Below are 20,234 nucleotides of genomic sequence, written 5' to 3'. Positions count from 1 at the left end.
CGCCGCTCACCCTGTCCCCGGCAGTTCCAGAGGGAGTCGTATGTCTTCCGCTTCCGCACCGCTTGACACGAGTAACCCTGGTACCGACGCGTCCGGCGCCGGTGACCGCGGCGCGCTCACCGGGCTGTACCGCCGTGATCTGGCCGCGTATCCGGCCACCGGGCGACGCATGTCGTACCTGGCGATCGTGGTGGTCACGACCGTCGTGCTCTACTACATGCTCTACATCCAGTACGCGGTGGCGACGTCGATCATCACGCACTTCGACATGACCTACCGCTACTTCGTGTGGGTCTCGGTGATCGGGAACGCCTTCGGGGCCTTCGCCTCCCTCGTGGCCGGCCTCGCGGACCGCTGGGGACGGGCGAACCTCGTGGTCTACGGACTGCTGGTCGCCGCGCTCCTGGTCTTCTTCGGACTGCCCAACGCGGCGGACAAGACGACGTACCTGGTGCTGTTCGCCGTCGTCAGCGTGATCGAGGGCATCGTGCTGGTCGCGACCCCGGCGCTGATACGGGACTTCTCACCGCAGCTCGGCCGCGCCACCGCGATGGGCTACTGGACGATGGGCCCGGTCATCGGCAGCCTGGTCGTCACCTCGGTCACCAGCAGCACGCTCGACTCCGCCTCCTGGCAGGACGAACTGCGCTACTCCGGGGCGGCCGGGCTGGTCGTCTTCGTCGTGGCCCTGTTCGCCCTGCGCGAGTTGTCGCCCGGGCTGCGCGACCAGATCATGGTGAGCCTCCGGGACCGGGCCCTGGTCGAGGCACGCGCCAAGGGGCTGGACACCGAGGCGGTACGGCGCGGTGAGTGGCGGCAGATGCTGCGCCTGGACATCCTCGGCTCCGCCTTCGCCATCGCGGTCTTCCTGCTCCTCTACTACGCGGCCGTCGGCAACTTCGTCGTCTACTTCTCGACCACGTTCGGCTACAGCGAGCAGCGCACCAACGCCCTGGCGAACTGGTACTGGGCCGCGAACGCCCTCGCGCTGATCGTGGCCGGCCTGCTCTCGGACCGGCTGCTGGTGCGCAAGCCCTTCATGATCGTCGGCGGGATCGGCTCCGTCGTCGCGACCGCGGTCTTCGCCTCGCGGGCCACCCACGCGACGACCGGCTACTACACCTTCGCCTGGCTGTTCGTCGCGATCGGCGTCTTCAGCGGCGTCGCCTACGCCCCCTGGATGGCGAGCTTCACCGAGACCGTGGAGAAGCGCAATCCGGCGGCGACCGCCGCGGGCCTCGCGGTCTGGGGCTGGACGGTACGGATCGTGGTCGCCGTGTCGGCGGCGTTCATCCCGGTGCTCGTCACCTCCGTCACCCCGCTCGTCGAACACGGCGCCGAGGTCGCGGCGGCGCAGAAGCAGGCCGCCCCGGCGCTGGCCGTCATCGACGCGCATCCCCAGCTCTTCGCCGAACTGGGCAAGTACACGGCGGCCACCACGCCCCCCGCGCTGGCCGCCCAGGCGGTCAAGGAGGTGGGCGCCGCCGACCTGGCCGTCGTGCAGAAGGCCCAGCCGCAGCTGAAGGTGCTCAAGGAGTACGGGCCGAAGGTTCAGCAGGCCGCGAAGAACGGTCCCGGGGAATGGCGCACCTGGTGGTGGATCTGCGTCGGCGGCCAAGTCCTGTTCCTGCCCTTCGTGTTCGTGATGGCGGGCCGCTGGAGCCCGAAGAAGGCCCGCGAGGACGCGCGCACCCACCAGGACGCGGTGGACCGTGAACTCGCGGCGCTCGGAGCCGCCGAAGCCTGACCCGCACCACCGACCGACCGCCGCCGCGGCGCGAGCCCGACAGCTCCGCCGGGCGGCGGACCGGCGACCGCGCGAGTCAGCCGCCGGCTTCCCGGGCCACGCGTTCCAGTCGGCTGCGGTACCCCGCCCACCATTCCTGGTCCTCGGCCGGCAGGTCGTCCTTGCCCCGCAGACAGCCGACGGATCCGTCGAGGGACTCCCGCAGGATGTCGGCGTGTCCGGCGTGCCGTTGGGTGTCGGAGATCACGCGCACCACGATGTGATGGAGCGTCGCCTCCCGGCGTTCCTCCGGCCACCACGGGACACGGCCGACCGTGTCGAGCGGGAGCGCCGCGATCGTGCGGTCGGAGTGCTCCCACGCCCGGCGGTACAGCCCGACGACGTGTTCCCGCGACTCGTCCGCCGCGGCCCACATGTCCGCGTTCGGCTCGGGCTCCTCGGTGTACCACCAGGACGGCGGCTTCCCGTCGAAGAACGGCCGCCCGAACGTGTCGCCGAGATACCCCAGTTCCACGCTCGCGACATGCTTGACGAGCCCCAGCAGGTTCGTGCCCGTGGGCGTCAGCGGACGGCGGACGTCGTACTCCGAGAGTCCGTCGAGCTTCCACACAAGGGCGTCACGCGCCTCTTGCAGGTACCGGAGAAGATCCGCTTTCGGGTTCGGTTCGATCATGCCGGGGAGTCTCCCACCCGGCACTGACAGCGGAGCCCGGCGTCCGGGTCGGCGGCCGGAGTGCCGATTCCTCCGCAATCCCTTCGTCACGTCCCTTGAGCGTTCGTTCGCGGTCTTCTCGATCGGCCCGCCGAACAGTTCCCGCACCCGGCCCGACGACCGATCTGAACTTCCGGGAACAGCCAGGTTGCCGTGGGAAGTTCCCCGGCGCTCGGACCTGCCCCGGCGGGGGAAGACGGCCTGGTCAGGGCGTCGGCGGCGGGAAAGTCGTACGTTACCGATGGTTACGGCCAGGTCGGGGCGCGGATATTCGCGTCGACATTTCCTCGCACACCTGACCGCCGCGATTGAATAAAAGGCAAGAACGACCGGGGAATTGGGATTCCTTTGAACCACGGCATCACAACCGCCGTACTTCTGGGAAAGGTGAGAGCCAGGGGTTTCAGCGAGGGATGGCCATGGTCGAGACACATGTCTCCGTACACGAGTCAGTCGCCGGCAGATACCGGCCCATGGAGGCCGCGCATCGCGAGACGAACCGTGTCACCTGGTACGGCGAGGACATGACCGCCGAACGCCCGTGCCTGCTCACCCAGGTGGCGCTGCCCGCCGCGCTGGACGAGGAGACCGCCCGCCGGACCACCGCCGCCATCATGCGCACCTCCGAGGTCATGGTGCTGCTCGCCCCCACCCGGGTCGCCCAGGTCATGGACGCCGTCGAGGAGGCCGGCACGCTGTGGACCGTCACCGACTGGATCGACGGCACACCGCTCGGCCAACTCCTCGCCCAGCAGGGCACGTTCCACTATGTACGGGCGGCCCGCATCGGCCTCGAACTGCTCGACATCCTGGAGGCGGCGCACAACGAGGGCATCACGCACGGCGAACTCAGCCCCGGCCAGGTGTTCGTCCGCGACAAGGGCACCGTCGTGCTGACCGGCTTCGGACTCGCCGGCGCGACCCTGGTCCCCCGCCTCACCGCGCCCTCGTACGCCTCCCCCGAACAGGCCCGGGACGAGCGCATCGGACCGGCCGCCGACCTGTGGGCGCTGGGCGCGATCCTCTACACGCTGGTCGAGGGACACCCGCCGTTCCGGGACCGGGGCCGCCCCGAGGCGACCCTCAAGGGCGTGGACCGGCTCCCGATGCGCGGCCCGTCCCGCGCCGGACCGCTCGCGCAGGTCATCCAGGGACTGCTGCGCAAGAACTCCCGCGAGCGGATGACCCGCCCGATGGCCCGCGAGGCCCTCACCCGCATCCTGCACGAGGACCCGTACGCCGACCGCGAACCCGTACCGCTGCCACGACTGCGCCGGGCCTACGACACCCTCCTCGGCGCGGGCACCACGTGGAGCGGTCGTGGCATGGCGGTCGGGACCGCCCTGGCCGTCGGCACCGTCACGGTCGCCGTGCTCGCCGCCACCCACCAACTCCCCGGCACCGAGAACTCGTCGGCCACCTCCTCCTCGCCCCTCCCGTCCGCCTCCGCCTCGGCCACCACCCCCGGCGAGAACGTCGACGGCCATGCCTACAGCCCCTCCGCCACGCCTTCGCCGACATCGCCCACCTCCCCGGCGGCCTCCGCCTCGCCCTCGGTCACCGCGTCCGCCTCGCCCTCCCCGACCGGCTCCGCGCTGCCCGCCGGGTTCCGGGTGTTCAAGGCGCCGGAGGGCTTCTCCGTCGCGCTGCCCAAGGGCTGGAAGGTGGTGGACACGCAGCGGGAGGCGGACGTCGCCTACCGCGTGACCTTCGGCGCCTCGGGCGACCCGCGCACGCTGGCCGTGACGTACAGCACTCAGGCGGGTCCGGACCCGGTCGCCGTCTGGCGGGACGACGTCCTGCCGGGGCTGAAGCAGACCGAGGGCTTCCAGCAGATCGGCGACATCAGGGCCACCACGTTCCAGGGCGACAAGGCGGCCGACCTGGAATGGTTCTCCGGCACCGGCGACGACCGGGTGCGCACGCTCGGGCGGGGTTTCCTGATCGGCGGCGGGCGCAGTTTCTCGCTACGGTGGACGACGCCCGCCGACGAGTGGAACGACGCGGCCAACCGTCAGGCGCTCCAGACCTTCTTCAAGACCTTCCGGCGGTCGGCCGGCTGACGGCGACGCGAGGGCCGGGCACTCAAACCAGCGGCAATGGGTGGATATAGGCTGCGTGTTCGCACCATGCCTCATCTCAAGCCCAGGAGAGTCCGCCTTGACCGTAGTGATCGACCAGGCCGAGACGTCCTTCACCGCCCTCGACGACGCCGGCCTCGTCGCCCGGGACGCGCACGAGTTCGGAGCCTACGCCCGCACCGGCGGCTGGGCCTTCGGCCTGAAGGTGGCGCGCAGCGTACGGCCCGGCGGGCAGAGCGCGGACGAGACGCCGAAGGTCTCCGCGAAGGAGTTCGCCGAACTCGCCGGCTGCTCCCCCGAGCGCGTGCTGCGCTACTACAAGGCCTGGGACCGGGCCGCGGACGACGGTCTCGTCCCGCACTTCGAGGAGCTGGCCCCCGGCCAGGAGGTCGAACTCCCGGACGCCGACGTGTGGTTGAACTACTACGTGTCCCGGTCGTCCGCCACCTCCGAGCGCGGCACCGCCATCTCGGAGGCCGCCGAGGCGGAGGGCATCCGGCCCACCAAGGCGCTGGAGGTCGCGGAGAACCCGACCGCGCTGCGCGCCGCGATCCTCGCCGACCCGTCCACCGCGCGGGCGGCCCGGCAGGCGCTGCTCGACCGGGTGCGTGAAGACCCCGAACTTCAGGCGGAGTTGGCCCGTGACGTGGTCCGCACCGACGACCTGAAGAAGGCCGTCGCGACGGAGAGCCGGTCGGCGGACCGGATCGGCTATGTCCGCCAGATCGCCGAGTCGGGCCAGATCAAGACCCCGGCGGGACAGACCGTGGACGCGCCCCTCGACGTGCGCCAGGAGGCGGAGCGGCACCTGTCGCTGCTGGACGAGCTGGAGGAGGGCGAGGACACGGGCGAGTGGGCCACCGAGGCCTACGACACCATGAAGAACCTGGTCGTCGAGACGGTGGAGGCGGACCCCGAACTGCGCGTCCAGGAGCGGCGGACGAAGTTCTACAGCAGCCTCCAGAAGGCCACGAAGGCGTTCGAGGAGCTGACCTTCGACGACGCCCAGGACTTCTACGAGGACGACATGGTCCAGCGGCTGGAGGAACTCCAGCAGGCCATCGACAGCTGCCTCACCGCCCTGCGCAGGACCACCGCGCCGGCCGAGTAGGCATCGGTCGTGGGGGGGGGGGGGGCGGCCCCCCCCCCCCCCCCGGCCGCGGGCGGGGGCGCCCCCCCCCCCGCGCCCCCCCCCCCGGGGGGGGGGGGGGGGGGTGGGGGGGGGGGGGGGGCCCCCCCCCCCCCCACGACCGTCCGTACGGCGGCCGGAGCTACCAGCGGCCCTCCACCTGGTCCTTGATCCGGCGGTCGTAGAGGTCGCGGATCGCGGTGAGCGTGGCCTCGGACAGCGCGGGCAGTCCGGCCGCCGCCGCGTTGGCGCGGGCCTGTTCGGGCGAGCGGGCGCCGGGAATGACCGTGGTCACACCGGGCTGGTCGATGATCCAGCGCAGGGCGAGCTGGGCCGGTGTGTATCCCTCGGGGGCGAGCGCGGAGAACTCGGCGGCGGCCTCGACGCCCGTCGCGTAGTCGACGCCGGAGAAGGTCTCGCCCTGGTCGAAGGCCTCGCCGTGGCGGTTGTAGGTGCGGTGGTCGTTCTCCGGGAACACCGTGTCGCTGGTGTACTTCCCGGACAGCAGGCCGGAGGCGAGGGGCACGCGCGCGATGATGCCGACGCCCGCCTCCTGGGCGGCCGGGAGCACCTGGAGGAGGGGCTTCATGCGGAACGCGTTGAGGATGATCTGCACGCTGGTCACGTTCGGCCGGGCGATGGCCGTGAGCGCTTCCTCGCAGGTCTCGACGCTGACGCCGTAGCGCGCGACGCGCTCCTCGGCGACGAGGGTGTCGAGGGCGTCGAACACCTCGTCCGAGGAGTAGACCGGCGTGGGCGGGCAGTGCAGCTGCACCAGGTCGATGCGGTCGACGCCGAGGTTGCGGCGCGAACGGTCGTTCCACGCGCGGAAGTTGTCCAGGACGTAGTTCTCGGGGATCTGGTCGACGCGGCGGCCCATCTTCGTCGCGACCAGGACACGCGGATCGGACCGGCCGGCGAGGAAGGCGGCGATGGTCTGCTCGCTGCGGCCGTCGCCGTACACGTCGGCCGTGTCGAGGAAGGTCACCCCCGATTCCACCGCCGCCTCCAGCACGGCGAGGGCTTCCTTGTCGTCGACGTCTCCCCAGTCGGCGCCCAGCTGCCAGGTACCGAGACCGACGACGGATGCCTGCTGCCCTGACCTGCCGATTACACGTTCGTCCATGGCGTCAGTCTGTCATCCGGCACCGGCCTGCGCGGAACGGGCTCCTCCGGGGTCGTCGACGGTGAATCCTTCACTCACACGGGTGAACCGTTTCGACAGGCTGCCTACTCGTGTCAACTCCCGCCTAACGTGTGCGCGTGACCGATCATGTGGCGAACAACCTCCAGTCGGGGAACGGCGGTTCCGCTCCCTGGTCCCGCCGGGGCTTCCTTCTCTCGGCCGCCGCGCTGGCCGCCGTACCCGTCCTGCTGTCGGCCGATCCGTCGCTCGCCGCGGCCGAGCTGCCCGACTTCCCCGCCGAGGTGGACCTCTACCGCTCGGCGTACCGCAACTGGGTGGGGGAGATCACCGCGGACGGGCTGTGGGCGTGCGCGCCGGCCGACGCCGACCAGGTGGTGTCCGTCGTCAACTGGGCCTGGCAGCACGGCCGGCGGGTGCGCGCCCGCGGCTCCTCGCACGGCTGGTCGCCGCTGACGATCGAGTCCAGTACGACGTCCGAGGCGCCCGTGCTGCTCGTCGACACCGCCCCGCACCTCACCGGCCTCGCCCTGGACTCGGCGTCCGCCGTCCGGGCGGGCACCGGTGTCACCCTGGAGGCGCTGCTCACCTTCCTTGAGGGGCACGGGCTCGGTCTCACCGCCGCGCCCGCGCCCGGCGATCTCACGCTCGGCGGCGCGCTGGCCGTCGACGCGCACGGCACGGCCGTGGCGGCCGAGGGCGAGGAGCGGACGGCCGGGCACACCTTCGGGTCGCTCAGCAATCTGGTGCTGTCGCTGACGGCGGTGGTGTGGGACACGGACACCGGGGCGTACGTCCTGCGGACCTACTCCCGCGACGAGGCGGACTGCGCGGCACTGCTCACCCACCTGGGGCGCGCGCTGGTCACCGAGGTGGTGCTGCGGGTCGGCGCGAACGCGAACCTGCGCTGCGTCAGTCGTACGGACATCCCGGCCACGGAGTTGTTCGCGGCGCCGGGGTCCGGCGGGCGTACCTTCGCGGGCTTCCTGGACGAGGCGGGGCGGGCCGAGGCGATCTGGTTCGCGTTCACCGAGTTCCCCTGGCTGAAGGTGTGGAGCGTCGCGCCGACCAGGCCGTCGGCCTCGCGGCACGTCTCGTCGCCGTACAACTACCCCTTCTCCGACAACGTGCCGACCCTGGTCGCGGATCTCGTCGGGCGGATCCTGGCCGACGGCGCGTGGTATCTGGCGCCGGTGCTCGGCAGCGCCCAACTCGGCGTGGCCTCGGTCGGGTTGACGGCGACGCTGGCGGCGGACATCTGGGGGCCGTCGAAGAACACGCTGCTCTACGTCAGGCCGACGACCCTGCGGGAGACCGCGAACGGCTACGCGGTCCTCACGAGCCGGGCCCAAGTGCAGCGCGTGCTGCACGGGTTCACCGGGTTCTACCGGGAGCGGCTCGCCGCGTACGCCGCGCTCGGCCGGTTCCCGGTCAACGGCACCGTCGAGATCCGGGTCACCGGCCTCGACCACCCCGCCGACAGCGAACTCACCGGCGCCCGCGCCCCGTTGCTGTCCGCGCTGCGGCCGAGCGCCGAGCACCCCGAGTGGGACACGGCCGTCTGGCTGGACATCCTGACGCTGCCCGGCACACCGTACGCGGAGGAGTTCCTGCGCGAGGTGGAGCAGTTCCTGTTCCGCTCGTACGACGGCACGCGCGTCGAGTGGTCCAAGGGCTGGGGCTACACCGAACAGGCCGCGTGGAGCGACCAGGAGGTGCTGGGGACGACGGTGCCTGGTTCGTTCGGGGAGTCGGTGTGGGGGCAGGCGGCCGGGACCTTCGACCGGCTCGACCCGCACGGGGTGTTCGGGAACGCCTTCCTGGACCGGCTGTTCGGCTAGGAGTCCAAGTGGGCCTGCACGGTGGGCCCGTAGCGGTCCACGACGGTCTCGGTCGGGGTGTCGCGGAGCCGGGTGCCGCGGGCGATGCCGTACATCACGCCGAGGCCGAGGATCGTGGAGACGGCCAGTTCGGCGCGCAGGGCGGCGTCCGGGCCGGGCAGGCGTCCGGCGAGGCGGTCGACCACCTGGGCGCGGAAGTTGACGCGCAGGATGTCCCCGTGGTCGCCCTGGAGCGGCGCGAACGCGATGCGCAGCAGCGGGTCGGCGCCCCGCTCGCGCTGGCTGACCAGGACGTGCCGGACCATGTGGCGGCCGAGTGCGTCGAGCGGGGCGTCCAACAGGGCCTCCGCGTCCGCCTCGAAGGACATCACGCGGGCGAAGAGGGCTTCCTTGTTGCCGAAGTACTTGAGGATCAACGGGGCGCTGACACCGGCCCGTTCGGCCACGGCCTTGAGGGTGATGTCGGCGTGGGCGTTCCGGGCGAGGAGGTAGCGGGCCGCCCTGAGGATGGCCGCCCTGGTCGCCTCGGCGTCCCGGCGCGCGGGCGGAGACGGGGACGAGGAAGGGGACGGGGACTCGGTGGGTGGGGTGCTCACGGCCCTCATGCTCCCTCCAGCGCTTCGTCCCGCGCGCCCCTGGTACGGCCGTCCGTGCCCGGCTTCTGTTCGGGCCCGGCGTCGCCGGGGATGGTGAGCGCCGTCGCGCAGGCGATCAGGGCGACCACTCCGGCGAGGGCGAAGGCCATGAGGTAGCCGTGCAGGGTGGGCAGCGGGTGTCCGCCGATCAGGCTGGTGTGATGCACGAGCACGGCGGCGACGACCGCGCTGGACACGGCCTGGCCGATGGTGCGCATCAGGACGTTGACGCCGTTGGCGGACGCGGTCTGGCCGGCCGGGACGGCGCGCAGGATGAGGGTGGGCAGCGCCGAGTAGGCGAAGGTGGTGCCGGTGGCGACGACGGTGGCGCCGAGGATGATCGTCCACAGGTCGTGGCTGTCGGCGATGCGCACCACGTAGCCGAGCGCGATGATCGCGGCTCCGACTGCGAGCGTGACCCGCGGGCCGCGGGCCGCCGAGATGCGGGCCGAGACGGGTGAGAGCAGCAGCATGGTGACGCCGCCGGGCAGCAGGCACAGGCCGGTCTCGACGATGGACAGTCCGAGGCCGTACCCGGTGGCCTTGGGCGCCTGCACCAGCTGTGCGGTGACGAGGGAGTTGGCGTAGAACGCGAAGCCGGTCAGCAGCGCCGCGACATGGGACAGGCCCACCCGGGGCCGGGACACCAACCGCAGGTCCACCAGCGGGAGTTCGGTGCGCAGCTGCTGCCACCACCACAGGCCGAACACGACGACCGTGGCGAGGAACAGGGCCAGGATCCGCGGACTGGCCCACCCCCACTGGCCGCCCTGCGAGACCCCGAGGAGGAGACAGACCAGTCCCGCGGCCAGCCCGAGTGTGCCGAGCACGTCGAAGCGGCCGGGCTCGCGGACGGGCGATTCGCGCACCGCCCACCAGATCCCCGCCACGCCGAGCGCGCCGAGGGCGCTGGTCGCCCAGAACATGACGTGCCAGTTGGCGTACTGGACGATCAGGGCCGCGAGGGGCAGTCCGAGCGCGGCCCCGATGCCGACCGTGGAACTCATCAGCGCCACCGCGCCGCCCCGGCGCTCCGGGGGCAGTTCGTCCCGCAGGATGCTGATCGACAGGGGCACGACGGCGGCGGCGGCGCCTTGCAGGGCGCGGGCCGTGATGAGCACGCGGATGTCGGAGGACAGGGCGCACATGACGGAGCCGGCGGTCATCAGGCTCAGGGCGCCGGTCAGGACCCGGCGTTTGCCGTACATGTCGCCGGCCCGGCCGAGCACGGGGGTGAGGACGGCGCCGGAGAGCAGGGTCGCGGTGACCATCCAGGAGACGGCGCCCGCCGAGGAGCCGGTCAGCCGGGGCAGGGACGGCAGCAGGGGGACGACGACGGTCTGCATGACCGCCATCAGGATCCCGCCGAAGGCCAGCACCGGGACGGTGAGCCGGTCCCGCAAGGGGGTCCGCCCGGTGCCGCCGGGCGGGTCGGGTATCGGGACGGGCTGGCCCATGGGCACTCCAGCGGACACGTAAAAGAAGGTGAACGGCTATTCACCCTATCCGGTGAATAGCCATTCACCCAATGCTTCCGGGAGCGCGGGGGCCCTACTTGCGGGCCGCGAGCGCCCGCGCGTGCACCGTGCGCGCCACCCTGGGGCCGAGCCAGCGCTTGAACCGGCGCAGCGCCTCCAGCCGTCCGGCCGCCTTGTCGAGGCCGTAGTAGACCTGCGGCGGGACGTACGGCAGCAGCGGCGAGTGGCGCTGGCCGAGCAGGGCGAACATGCGGTGCGGGGGCAGATGGATGTACCGCTGGAGGTTCTCGTACCACTGGGCGCTGTAGCGGGCCGCGCTCTGAATCGACAACAGCGCGGATTTACGGCGCTGTTCGTAGGCGGCGAGGGCCTGCGGCAGTTCGGTGTGCTCGCGCAGGGCGTCGGCGAGGGCGATGGCGTCCTCCAGGGCGAGGGTGGTGCCGGCGCCGATCGAGTAGTGGGTGGTGTGGGCGGCGTCGCCGAGGAGCACGAGGTTGTCGCGGTGCCAGGTGCGGTTGGTGAGGGTGCGGAAGGTGAGCCACTGGGCGCTGCCGTCCGCCGAGGCGCGGCCGATCAGGGAGTGGCCGTCGAGGAGGTCGGCGAAGAGCTTCTCCAGGAGGGCGAGTCCGTCGGCCTCGGCGGCGGTGTCGAGGCCGAGGCCGGTCCAGGTCTCGGGGGCGCACTCGATCACGCAGGTGCTGCCCTCGGGGCCGAACGCGTAGCCGTAGCACCAGATCCAGCCGTGGTCGGTCTCCACGAAGGCGAAGGTGAAGGAGCCGAAGACCTTGCTGGTGCCGAGCCAGATGTACTGGTTGCGGCCGGGCTTGAGTTCGGCGCCGAAGTGGTCGGCGTGGCGGGTGCGCAGCGCGCTGTTGACGCCGTCGGCGGCCACGATCAGATCGGCGTCGGGGAGGTCGTCGGCCGTGACCGGGCACTCGAACTCCAGCCGGACACCGAGGGCTCTGGCCCGTTCGGCGAGGATCTTGAGGAGGCGGTGGCGGCCGATGCCGTGGCCCTCGTCGCCGGGCTGGGTGGTGGTGAGGTCACGGACGCGGGCGACGCCGTCGCTCCAGCGCACCGAGTGCTCGTCGACGGCCAGCGCGGACTCGGGGTCGTACTCCCGGAGCTGGTCGAGCAACCCGCTCCAGTACGTGACGCCCCAGCCGTAGGTCGAGCCCTCGGGGTTGCGCTCGTAGACGGTGATGTCGTGGGACGGGTCCTGCCGCTTCAGCAGGATCGAGAGATACAGACCGGCGGGCCCGCCTCCGACACAGGCGACCTTCACGCGCACACCCCTGGGTTTTACTCAAAGTGGTCAAGTGGATCCGCAGAGTAGCAGGATGGGGCGGCACGGATTTCGCGTCACCCCGCACAGGACCGATGAGTGAACCGGGACGGCTCAGACGTTCCGGTGGATCAGACGTCCTTGTCCAGATGGCGGCGGAGTTCCGCGGTGAGCGCCGGGATCTCGCGGCGGAAGGCCGCCTCGTCGAGACCGTCGTCGGCGACCACGGCGAGCAGCGCGCGGTCCCCGACGGCCGTCACGATGACATGGCCGGTGCTGCCCCGCGCGGTGATCTCGCGCAGGTGTCCCGCGCCGCCGTGGTCGGCGAGCCGGTGGCCGAGCGAGAGTCCGGCCGCCGCGAGCGCGGCCATGGACTCGGGGTGGGTCTTGTTCGCGTCGCTGGCCACGACGAGTCCGTCACTGGTGGCCAGGGTGGATTCGGTGACTCCCATTACGTTGTCCCGCAGGGCGATGAGGAGGTCGGTCACGGGGTCGCTCATGGCGTCTTCTTCCTGTTGCGTGCAGGCGGTGGGACAACGAGGCGGACGGGGATCCGGTCACGTCGGGTCGGCCGCGTCCGCGGGGCGTCTCGGCGCGGACGAGCGGGTCGGAGCGGGTGGTTCAGTCGTGCGGCCGGGGCTCGGGCGCGGAATTGCGGCCGGGCCGGCGGCGCGGGAGCGGTACGGGGACGGACGCGGGGACGGGCGCGGTGGACCGCGACGCGGAGGGCGCCCCGCGTGCCGCCGTGCTCGGCCTGGTGTCCGCCACGGGCTTGTCCGGCCGGACCAGACCGCGGTCCAGCAGATGTCGTAGATCGGCCATCACGGCGAAGAGGCCGCGGCCGAGGGCGAAGGCGATGTCCCGCGCGGTGCCGCGACCGTCCGCGTGGGCCAGGACCGCCTGATGCCGGGCGGGGAGGCCGCCGACGGTCCCGGGGAGACCCGCGGCGGTCACCGACCGGACGCGGGTACGGGCGAGGGCGGCGACCGAACCGGGTTCTCCGGCGAGGAGGTTGATCCGCCGGGCCACCTCGTCGAGGAGTCGCTCGGGGGTGACACCGGCGTTGCGGTGCAGCACCGGTACGGGTTTCGTCACCTCCCAGGCGTCGGGTACGGCGAGGGACAGCGCGAAGGCCGCGTCGAACAGGGCACCCAGGCTGATCACTTCGAGCTCGCCGGCGCCGACGAGTCCGCGCGCCACGAGTTCGGCGGCGAGGTGTTCGTGGGTGGTGTCGGAGGCCCGGACCTCCGCCCACGCCTCCTCCTCGACCCGGCCCGATCTGAGCAGCAGGCCCTCGATGCCCGGTGCGCCGGGTGTCTCCATGGCCACCACGAGCCCGTCGCGCACGTGAATGGAGCCGCCCGGGGTGCCGGTGACCCGCACGGTGCAGGAACGCGCCTGGTCCCGGAGGGCCGACAGCAGCGCGGGTACGTTGCGGGAGTCGGCGAGCGGCTCCTCGGTGCCGGGCTGTGTCATGCCAGCAACTCGTCGGCGTGCTGGTGCAGTTCGCGCAGCGCCCAGGTGAGGTTGGTGCGTTCGCGGTCGACGGTCGCGCACAGCAGCAGGGGATCGCCCCGCCGCTGGAGCTGGAGCGTCACGAGATGCCGGGTGGAGGTGGTCACGATGACGTTCTCCAACTCCCCCGCCACACCGGCCCGGTTGAGGCGGGTGCGGGCGATCTCCGCTATTTCGCAGGAATCCTGACTGCCACTCACATCTCCGGACTCCGCATAGGAGAGGCCGGTGACGGCATCGAGCAGCATGGCTCCGCTGATTCCGGGCACGGTCAGAGCGCGGCCCAGCGCGGTGTCGAGCGATGACAAAGGACCCCCCTTCAGTCACTCTGGCGAGCAGACTACTTTATTTGCCAACTATCGCAACTCTGACCAAAGATGGTGTTGTCTGATACCCGCACGGTTCGCATTGAGACCGTTTTCGTGGCGGGACCCACTGTCTCGCCGGCTCGTGAAGGAAACGAGGCACCACGTGAACATTGAGGCGACACTCAAGGAAGCGATGACTATCGACGGGGCCCTGGGGGTGTCCCTTGTCGACTACGAGAGCGGCATGACGCTGGGGGCGTTGGGCGGCGGTCCGCATCTGGACCTGGAGGTCGCGGGGGCGGGCAACACCGAGGTCGTACGGGCGAAGCAGCGCACGCTGAAGTCCATCAACCTGGACGACCGGATCGAGGACATCCTGATCACTCTCGGTCAGCAGTACCACCTGATCCGACCGCTGGCGAGCGTGCACGGTTCGCTCTTCCTGTACCTGGCGCTGGACCGGGAGCGCAGCAATCTGGCGCTGGCGCGGCACAACCTGAAGCGCCTTGAGGCGAGTTTGGAGATATGAGCCCGCGGCGGCATATGACAATTGAATAGGTCGTCACCCCGGCCGGTCTCGGCGCGGCCATAACCGCCGAGACCGGCCGGACCGGCCGGACCATTAAGTCCGACCTTTACGTCCGACCTTTGAGTGGGACCTTTGCGATGCCGAATTGCCGGTGGGTGCCCGGCGGTTAAAGCGGACGACCACAAATGTCTAGTCCACTTATGACCGGTCCGCCTATTCGGTACGGCACTCCGGGTGACCCCAGCCCTGCGCGTTCTTGCTGATCGGCTCGCCGGCCGCGTAGCCACGTCCGCACAGGCAGCGGCCGGGGAACTTCGCCTTGATCGTGCGGGAGGTCGAACTCGCGCTCTTTCGGGCCGACTTGGCGCCGGCCGGCCGGGCGGACTTCTTCGGGGTGTCGGGCGAGGGGGGCGGCTGCGGGGAGCCGAGTTCGCTGCCCGCCGGCTCCTGGACGACGGCCGCCTGGCTCGCGGCTCGGTCGGCGAAGTCGTTCAGCGGATCGCCGTCGACCTGGTGGGCGGGGACGTAGCGGAACTCGACCGAGCGGCCCGCGAGCAGTTCGTCGATGCGAACGACCAGTTCCTGATTGGCGACCGGCTTGCCGCCGGACGTCTTCCATCCGTTGCGCTTCCAGCCGGGCAGCCAGGTGGTGACCGCCTTCATGGCGTACTGCGAGTCCATCCGGATCTCCAGCGGTACGTCCGGTGCGGTCGCGGTCAGCAGGCGCTCCAGCGCGGTGAGTTCGGCGACGTTGTTGGTGGCCCTGCCGAGCGGTCCCGCCTCCCAGCGGGCCGGGCTCTCCTCGTCGTCCGACACGACCCACGCCCAGGCCGCGGGCCCCGGATTCCCCTTCGAAGCCCCGTCACAGGCGGCTACCACTCGTTCACGCATGCGCCCGATCATGCCATGACCGCACCAGACACCCGGCGCCGCCCCGGACCGGCCCGACGCGGGCCACCGCCGCGCCGCGCCGGGCCCGCGCGAGCGAGCCTGAGCGGGCACCCGGGGCAGCTGTCGTGGTCGTCCGGCTGGTGGGCCTTGAGCGCCGCCACCGCCGGGAGGCCGAGGCCCGCGCACAGGGCGGGCACCCGGGCGCCGAACTGCCCCGGCCGGCCGCAGCGGAAGTCGCCGAGTGCGTCGAACGGCGGTTGCCGATGCTGTCTTTCAGGGTCGAGGGCCACCGGCCGCCAGCTCCCCCGAGGCCGGCCGTCGGCCCCCGACGGATGCCCCGCCCGGTCAGGCGTCCGTCATCTGTGGCATGTCGCCCTGGGTCGTGGTCATGTCGATCACCGAGAACGAGGCGCCCTGCGGGTCGCTGAGCGCCGCGAAGCGGCCGAAGGGGCTGTCCATGGGGCCGAAGCGGAGGATGCCGCCGAGCTTGGTGGCCTTGGCCACGGCGTCGTCGCAGTCGGCCACGGCGAAGTACACGTTGACGTAGGACGGGATCTCGGGCGGGAACTCCTCCCCCATCCGCATCCGGCCCAGCACCGGGTTCCCGTCCAGGTTGTAGACACGGAAGTCGACCGCGGTGTCGTTCACCTGCTGTGCCGTGTACGGGAAGACCGCCGGGAAGAATCCGTCCGCCTGCGCGGGCTCCCGGGTGAAGACCTCGGCCCAGGCGTACGCCCCGGCCACGCCCGACGCCTCGAAGCCCTCGTGCGTGCCGCCCTGCCACACGCCGAACACGGCGCCGCTGGGTTCACGGGCGAGGCACATCGTGCCGAACTCGCCGACCCGCATCGGCTCCATCAGCACCTCGCCGCCGTTCTCCCGGATCTTCGCCGCGGTGGCCGACGCGTCCGGCGAGGCGAGATACAGGCACCACTGCGACTGCCCCTCCTGGCCCGGCATCGGGGGTACGACGGCCGCCACGGCCCTTCCGTCGAGGTAGGCCTGCGTGTAGTTGCCGTACTCCGACGACGACTCGCCGAAGGTCCAGCCCAGGACGTCGCCGTAGAAACGCTTGGCTCCCTCGACGTCGCCGAACATCGCGTCGGCCCAGCAGGGGGTTCCCTCAGGTTGTACAGCCATGACTGCGGCCCTCTCCGGTAGGTCAAGGTGTCTTGGTCGGGGTGTCTTGATCGGAGTGTCTTGGTCGGGTTGTCCGGATTCTCACGCTAGTCACCCGGCGTGCGGGGCGCGCGCCGAACGCCCGGATCGCCGGTCGCCGCGCCCGCGCGCCCCGCACGCCGGGGCACGGGCACGGACCCCCGGTGTCCCCGACCCGATCGGCGGGTTTACGACCTCCGGGTCGCGAAACCGCCCCCTTCGCGCGGTTACCGGTGCTGGGCAGGACTGTTTGGCTTGTAAACCGACGACGCGCTTCACCCCCGTTCACCTCCCGGGAGGGAATGTGTCCACACCGGAAAGCGTCAACGGACCCGCCACCGACGACCCCGTCCCCGAGCCGCCCGGCGACGGACCGCTCACCAGCCTCAGTACCGTCGCGGCCCGGCAGCTCGCCACGACCACCAAGTCCGAACCGCAGATGCAGGCCATCACCTCGCGCTGGCTGCTGAAGATGCTGCCGTGGGTGGACGTCAAGGGCGGCGCCTACCGGGTCAACCGGCGGCTCCAGCTCAGCGTCGGCCGCGGCCGGGTGCGGTTCGAGCAGAACGGCGCCGACGACATCAAGGTCATTCCCCAGACGCTCACCGAACTGCCCGTGCTGCGCGGATACCCCGACACGGAGGTCCTGAAGGAGATCGCCTCCCGGTTCCGGGTCCGTGAGGTACGCGCGGGCCAGGTCCTGTTCGAGGCCGGACAGCCCGTCACCGAGGCCTACTTGGTCGCCCACGGCCGCTTCACCCGCTACGCCGCGGGCCCCTACGACGACGAGGAGATCCTCGGCGTCGTCACGGACGGCGACCAGATGGGGGACGAGGCCATAGGGCAGTCCGACCCGCTGTGGCTGAGTTCCGTGCGCGCCGAGACCGCGGGCGTGCTGCTCGTCCTGCCCTGGGACGTCGTGGCCGAACTCACCGACCGCGTACCGTCGTTGGCCGCCCATCTCGCGGCGTACGCCGAACGGCAGCGGCTGCCGATGAACCGCAGGGGCGAGGCCGATGTGCCGGTGCAGGCCGGCCATGTGGGCGAGCCGACCCTGCCCGGCGGCTTCGTGGACTACGAACTCGCCCCGCGCGAGTACGAGTTGTCCCTGACCCAGACCGTGCTGCGGGTGCACACCAGGGTCGCCGACCTCTACAACGACCCGATGGACCAGACCCAGCAGCAACTGCGGCTCACCATCGAGGAGATCCGCGAGCGGCAGGAGTGGGAGCTGGTCAACAACCGGGAGTTCGGGCTGCTGCACAGCGTCGACTACACCCAGCGCATCAGCACCTTCACCGGTCCGCCGACCCCGGACGACCTCGACGAACTGCTCGCCATGCGCCGCAAGACCAAGCTGTTCCTCGCCCACCCGAAGGCCATCGCGGCCTTCTTCCGGCAGTGCAACAGGCGCGGTCTGGTGCCGGGCACCGTCACCGTCGACGGGCACGAGATCCCCGCCTGGCGCGGGGTGCCGTTCTTCCCGTGCGGCAAGATCCCGGTCTCCCCGCAGCACACCAGCAGCATCATCGCGCTGCGCACCGGGGAGGCCGACCAGGGTGTCGTGGGGCTGTTCCAGACCGGCATCCCCGAGGAGTACCAGCCCGGTCTGAACGTCCGCTTCATGGGCATCGACCCGGCGGCGATCATCCGCTACCTCGTCACCGCGTACTACTCGATGGCCATCCTGGTCCCCGACGCGGCGGGAATCCTGGAGAACGTGCAGCTCGGCCGGACCGCCGAGTGAGTGCCTGGAGAAACGAATGAGCACATCCCTCTCGCTGCCCGGTCCGCCGGATCTGGCGGGCACACTGCGGGCCCGGCCCACCGGCGCGATCCCCGGTCTCACCCACCGTCCGGCCGCACCCGCCGACCCGGAGAAGGCCGCCGAACTCGACCGCAGACTGGAGCTCTGGGCGCGCGGCCTCGATCTGTTCCCGGCCGCGTGGGACGGGGACTTCGCCGGTTTCCAGCTCGGCCGGGCCGTGGTGCTCCAGCATCCGGGGGCGGTCGACCTGGAACGGCTGACCGCCGCCGGCAAGCTGCTGCTCGCCGAGAACATCGTCGACAGCTGCTACTGCGAGGAGGACGAGGGCAAGGGCGGCGCGCACCGCGGCCTCGGCGGCCGGCTGATCCTGGCCCAGTCGGCGCTGGACCCCTACCACGGCACCCCCGAGCTGGAGGCCGAGTGGCGCCAGGGCATGCGGGCGGACGGTCCGCTGCGCTCGTACCACTTCGCGATCCAGGACTACGCCCTCCTCGCCACCCCCAGCCAGACCGACCGGATCGTGCACGACCTCGCCCGGCTGCACCTCGGCTATCTCGCCGAGGCGGCGTGGGCGGAGATCCGGTACAAGCCGCGGGTCTGGGAGTACCTGGTGATGCGGCAGTTCAACAACTTCCGGCCCTGTCTGTCGATCGTGGACGCGGTCGACGGCTACGAACTGCCCGAGCAGCTCTACGCCCGCCCCGAGATCCAGCGGGTCACGGCGCTGGCCTGCAACGCCACCACCATCGTCAACGACCTCTACTCCTTCACCAAGGAGCTGGCCAGCGACCCGGAGCACCTCAACCTCCCGCAGGTCGTCGCCGCCGCCGAGCGGTGCGGGCTGAAGGCCGCCTATCTGAAGTCGGTCCGGATCCACAACGAGATCATGGACGCCTTCGACGAGGAGTCCGCGGCCCTGTCCGCCACCTCGCCGCTCGTCGCCCGCTACACCGAGGGCCTGGCCGCCTGGGTGTCCGGCAACCACGAGTGGCACGCGACCAACACCCACCGCTACCACCTGCCCAACTACTGGTAAAAGTCCGGTCCCTGACGTCTCGTCAGACGCACCACGCTAGGAGTCACCGTTGACCACCACCGACGCCGGCACCACCGCAGCACCGGTGCCGACCCAGTCCACGTACCAGAACCGTGTCGCGGACTACTGGAACGCCGAAGAGAACCCGGTCAACCTCGCCCTCGGCCAGATCGACGACCTGTACCACCACCACTACGGGATCGGCGGGGCCGACGAATCCGTACTGGAGGACCCCGACCCCGTGCGGCGCCGGGAGCGGCTCACCGCCGAACTGCACCGCCTGGAGCACGCGCAGGCCGAACTGCTCGCCTCCCACCTCGGCCGGCTCACCCCGGACGACCGGGTCTTCGACGCCGGCTGCGGGCGCGGCGGCGGGAGTGTGGTGGCGCATCTGCGTCACGGCTGCCGGGCCGACGGGGTCACGATCTCCGCGAAGCAGGCCGAGTTCGCCAACGCGCAGGCGCGGGCCCGGGGCATCGACGGCAAGGTCCGCTACCACCACCGCAACATGCTCGACACCGGCTTCCCGACCGGCGGGTTCGCCGCGTCGTGGAACAACGAGTCCACGATGTACGTCGAGTTGGACCTGCTGTTCGCCGAGCACGCCCGGCTGCTGCGCCGCGGCGGACGCTATGTGGTGATCACCGGCTGCTACAACGACACCTACGGCCGGGCCTCGCGCGAGGTCTCCCTCATCAACGCCCACTACATCTGCGACATCCACCCCAGGTCGGAGTACTTCCGGGCGATGGCCCGCAACCGGCTGGTGCCGGTGCACGTCCAGGACCTCACCGAGGACACGATCCCCTACTGGGCGCTGCGCAGCCAGGCCGACCATCTGGTCACGGGGATCGAGGAGACCTTCCTGACCGCCTACCGCAACGGCAGCTTCCAGTACCTGCTGATCGCGGCCGACCGGGTCTGAGGCCGACGCCCCGCGTACCGCGCGCCCCCCGGCAGGCGCGCGGTACGCGGTG

At 71.2% G+C, this 20,234-nt stretch carries 18 protein-coding genes; 8 read left to right on the top strand and 10 right to left on the bottom strand.

Annotation, left to right across the window (positions count from 1 at the left end; all coding sequences use genetic code 11):
- The first annotated feature begins 40 nt into the window (after nucleotides 1–40).
- Nucleotides 41–1,747, top strand: coding sequence for an MFS transporter (locus ACIQPR_RS21200; protein WP_403650523.1), 1,707 nt, complete (start codon nucleotides 41–43; stop codon nucleotides 1,745–1,747).
- A gap of 76 nt (nucleotides 1,748–1,823) precedes the next feature.
- Here the strand turns inward: ACIQPR_RS21200 and ACIQPR_RS21195 are convergent, their stop codons facing one another.
- Nucleotides 1,824–2,420 carry a DinB family protein gene (locus ACIQPR_RS21195; protein WP_403650521.1) on the bottom strand — a complete coding sequence of 199 codons (597 nt, stop codon included), beginning with the start codon at nucleotides 2,418–2,420 and terminating at the stop codon, nucleotides 1,824–1,826.
- A gap of 452 nt (nucleotides 2,421–2,872) precedes the next feature.
- On the opposite strand from ACIQPR_RS21195, the gene ACIQPR_RS21190 reads away from it, so the two are divergent.
- Both ACIQPR_RS21190 and ACIQPR_RS21185 read left to right on the top strand, forming a co-directional pair.
- On the top strand, nucleotides 2,873–4,522 hold the full coding sequence (locus tag ACIQPR_RS21190) for a serine/threonine-protein kinase (RefSeq protein WP_403650519.1): 1,650 nt from the start codon (nucleotides 2,873–2,875) through the stop codon (nucleotides 4,520–4,522).
- Nucleotides 4,523–4,628: 106 nt separating this feature from the next.
- Nucleotides 4,629–5,651, top strand: a complete 1,023-nt coding sequence (locus tag ACIQPR_RS21185) for a hypothetical protein (RefSeq protein ID WP_403650645.1) — start codon at nucleotides 4,629–4,631, stop codon at nucleotides 5,649–5,651.
- Nucleotides 5,652–5,811: 160 nt separating this feature from the next.
- Here the strand turns inward: ACIQPR_RS21185 and ACIQPR_RS21180 are convergent, their stop codons facing one another.
- Nucleotides 5,812–6,795 (bottom strand): aldo/keto reductase, encoded by a 984-nt coding sequence (locus ACIQPR_RS21180; protein WP_403650517.1) that lies wholly within the window; start codon nucleotides 6,793–6,795, stop codon nucleotides 5,812–5,814.
- Nucleotides 6,796–6,932: 137 nt separating this feature from the next.
- On the opposite strand from ACIQPR_RS21180, the gene ACIQPR_RS21175 reads away from it, so the two are divergent.
- Nucleotides 6,933–8,654, top strand: coding sequence for a cholesterol oxidase substrate-binding domain-containing protein (locus ACIQPR_RS21175; protein WP_403650515.1), 1,722 nt, complete (start codon nucleotides 6,933–6,935; stop codon nucleotides 8,652–8,654).
- Here the strand turns inward: ACIQPR_RS21175 and ACIQPR_RS21170 are convergent.
- The 6 genes from ACIQPR_RS21170 to ACIQPR_RS21145 form a co-directional block, all read right to left on the bottom strand.
- A complete protein-coding gene (locus ACIQPR_RS21170; protein ID WP_403650513.1) occupies nucleotides 8,651–9,259 on the bottom strand; it encodes a TetR family transcriptional regulator in 609 nt (202 codons plus the stop codon). The genes ACIQPR_RS21175 and ACIQPR_RS21170 overlap by 4 nt on opposite strands.
- Complete coding sequence (locus tag ACIQPR_RS21165; protein ID WP_403650511.1) at nucleotides 9,256–10,746, bottom strand: MFS transporter; 1,491 nt, start codon at nucleotides 10,744–10,746, stop codon at nucleotides 9,256–9,258. Before ACIQPR_RS21165 ends, ACIQPR_RS21170 begins: the two co-directional genes overlap by 4 nt.
- Before the next feature lie 94 nt (nucleotides 10,747–10,840).
- Entirely contained in the window at nucleotides 10,841–12,052 is a 1,212-nt protein-coding gene (locus ACIQPR_RS21160; protein WP_403650509.1) for an FAD-dependent monooxygenase, read from the bottom strand.
- Between the two features lie 131 nt (nucleotides 12,053–12,183).
- Nucleotides 12,184–12,552, bottom strand: a complete 369-nt coding sequence (locus ACIQPR_RS21155; RefSeq protein ID WP_403650507.1) for a roadblock/LC7 domain-containing protein — start codon at nucleotides 12,550–12,552, stop codon at nucleotides 12,184–12,186.
- A 121-nt stretch (nucleotides 12,553–12,673) separates the two neighbouring features.
- Nucleotides 12,674–13,528, bottom strand: a complete 855-nt coding sequence (locus ACIQPR_RS21150) for a hypothetical protein (RefSeq protein WP_403650505.1) — start codon at nucleotides 13,526–13,528, stop codon at nucleotides 12,674–12,676.
- Entirely contained in the window at nucleotides 13,525–13,875 is a 351-nt protein-coding gene (locus ACIQPR_RS21145; RefSeq protein WP_403650503.1) for a hypothetical protein, read from the bottom strand. The genes ACIQPR_RS21150 and ACIQPR_RS21145 overlap by 4 nt, the downstream gene beginning before the upstream one ends.
- Before the next feature lie 163 nt (nucleotides 13,876–14,038).
- Here ACIQPR_RS21145 and ACIQPR_RS21140 point away from each other — a divergent pair, with 163 nt between their 5' ends.
- A complete protein-coding gene (locus tag ACIQPR_RS21140; protein WP_403650501.1) occupies nucleotides 14,039–14,404 on the top strand; it encodes a hypothetical protein in 366 nt (121 codons plus the stop codon).
- Between the two features lie 213 nt (nucleotides 14,405–14,617).
- Here ACIQPR_RS21140 and ACIQPR_RS21135 read toward each other — a convergent pair whose 3' ends face one another.
- Together ACIQPR_RS21135 and ACIQPR_RS21130 are read right to left on the bottom strand one after the other, a co-directional pair.
- On the bottom strand, nucleotides 14,618–15,307 hold the full coding sequence (locus tag ACIQPR_RS21135; protein WP_403650499.1) for a ribonuclease H: 690 nt from the start codon (nucleotides 15,305–15,307) through the stop codon (nucleotides 14,618–14,620).
- A gap of 333 nt (nucleotides 15,308–15,640) precedes the next feature.
- On the bottom strand, nucleotides 15,641–16,435 hold the full coding sequence (locus tag ACIQPR_RS21130) for a VOC family protein (protein ID WP_403650497.1): 795 nt from the start codon (nucleotides 16,433–16,435) through the stop codon (nucleotides 15,641–15,643).
- A gap of 322 nt (nucleotides 16,436–16,757) precedes the next feature.
- On the opposite strand from ACIQPR_RS21130, the gene ACIQPR_RS21125 reads away from it, so the two are divergent.
- From ACIQPR_RS21125 to ACIQPR_RS21115, 3 genes are read left to right on the top strand one after another with little or no spacing between them, the layout of a single operon-like run.
- On the top strand, nucleotides 16,758–18,200 hold the full coding sequence (locus ACIQPR_RS21125) for a family 2B encapsulin nanocompartment shell protein (protein WP_403650495.1): 1,443 nt from the start codon (nucleotides 16,758–16,760) through the stop codon (nucleotides 18,198–18,200).
- A 16-nt stretch (nucleotides 18,201–18,216) separates the two neighbouring features.
- Nucleotides 18,217–19,257 (top strand): family 2 encapsulin nanocompartment cargo protein terpene cyclase, encoded by a 1,041-nt coding sequence (locus ACIQPR_RS21120; RefSeq protein ID WP_403650493.1) that lies wholly within the window; start codon nucleotides 18,217–18,219, stop codon nucleotides 19,255–19,257.
- A gap of 49 nt (nucleotides 19,258–19,306) precedes the next feature.
- A complete protein-coding gene (locus tag ACIQPR_RS21115) occupies nucleotides 19,307–20,182 on the top strand; it encodes a geranyl diphosphate 2-C-methyltransferase (RefSeq protein WP_403650491.1) in 876 nt (291 codons plus the stop codon).
- Nucleotides 20,183–20,234: the final 52 nt, after the last annotated feature.

This window comes from Streptomyces sp. NPDC091280 (genome assembly GCF_044768565.1).
Taxonomy (GTDB): Bacteria; Actinomycetota; Actinomycetes; order Streptomycetales; family Streptomycetaceae; genus Streptomyces.
The sequence above is the reverse complement of the archived record's forward strand: the minus strand, read 5'-3'. Positions and strand labels throughout refer to the sequence as shown.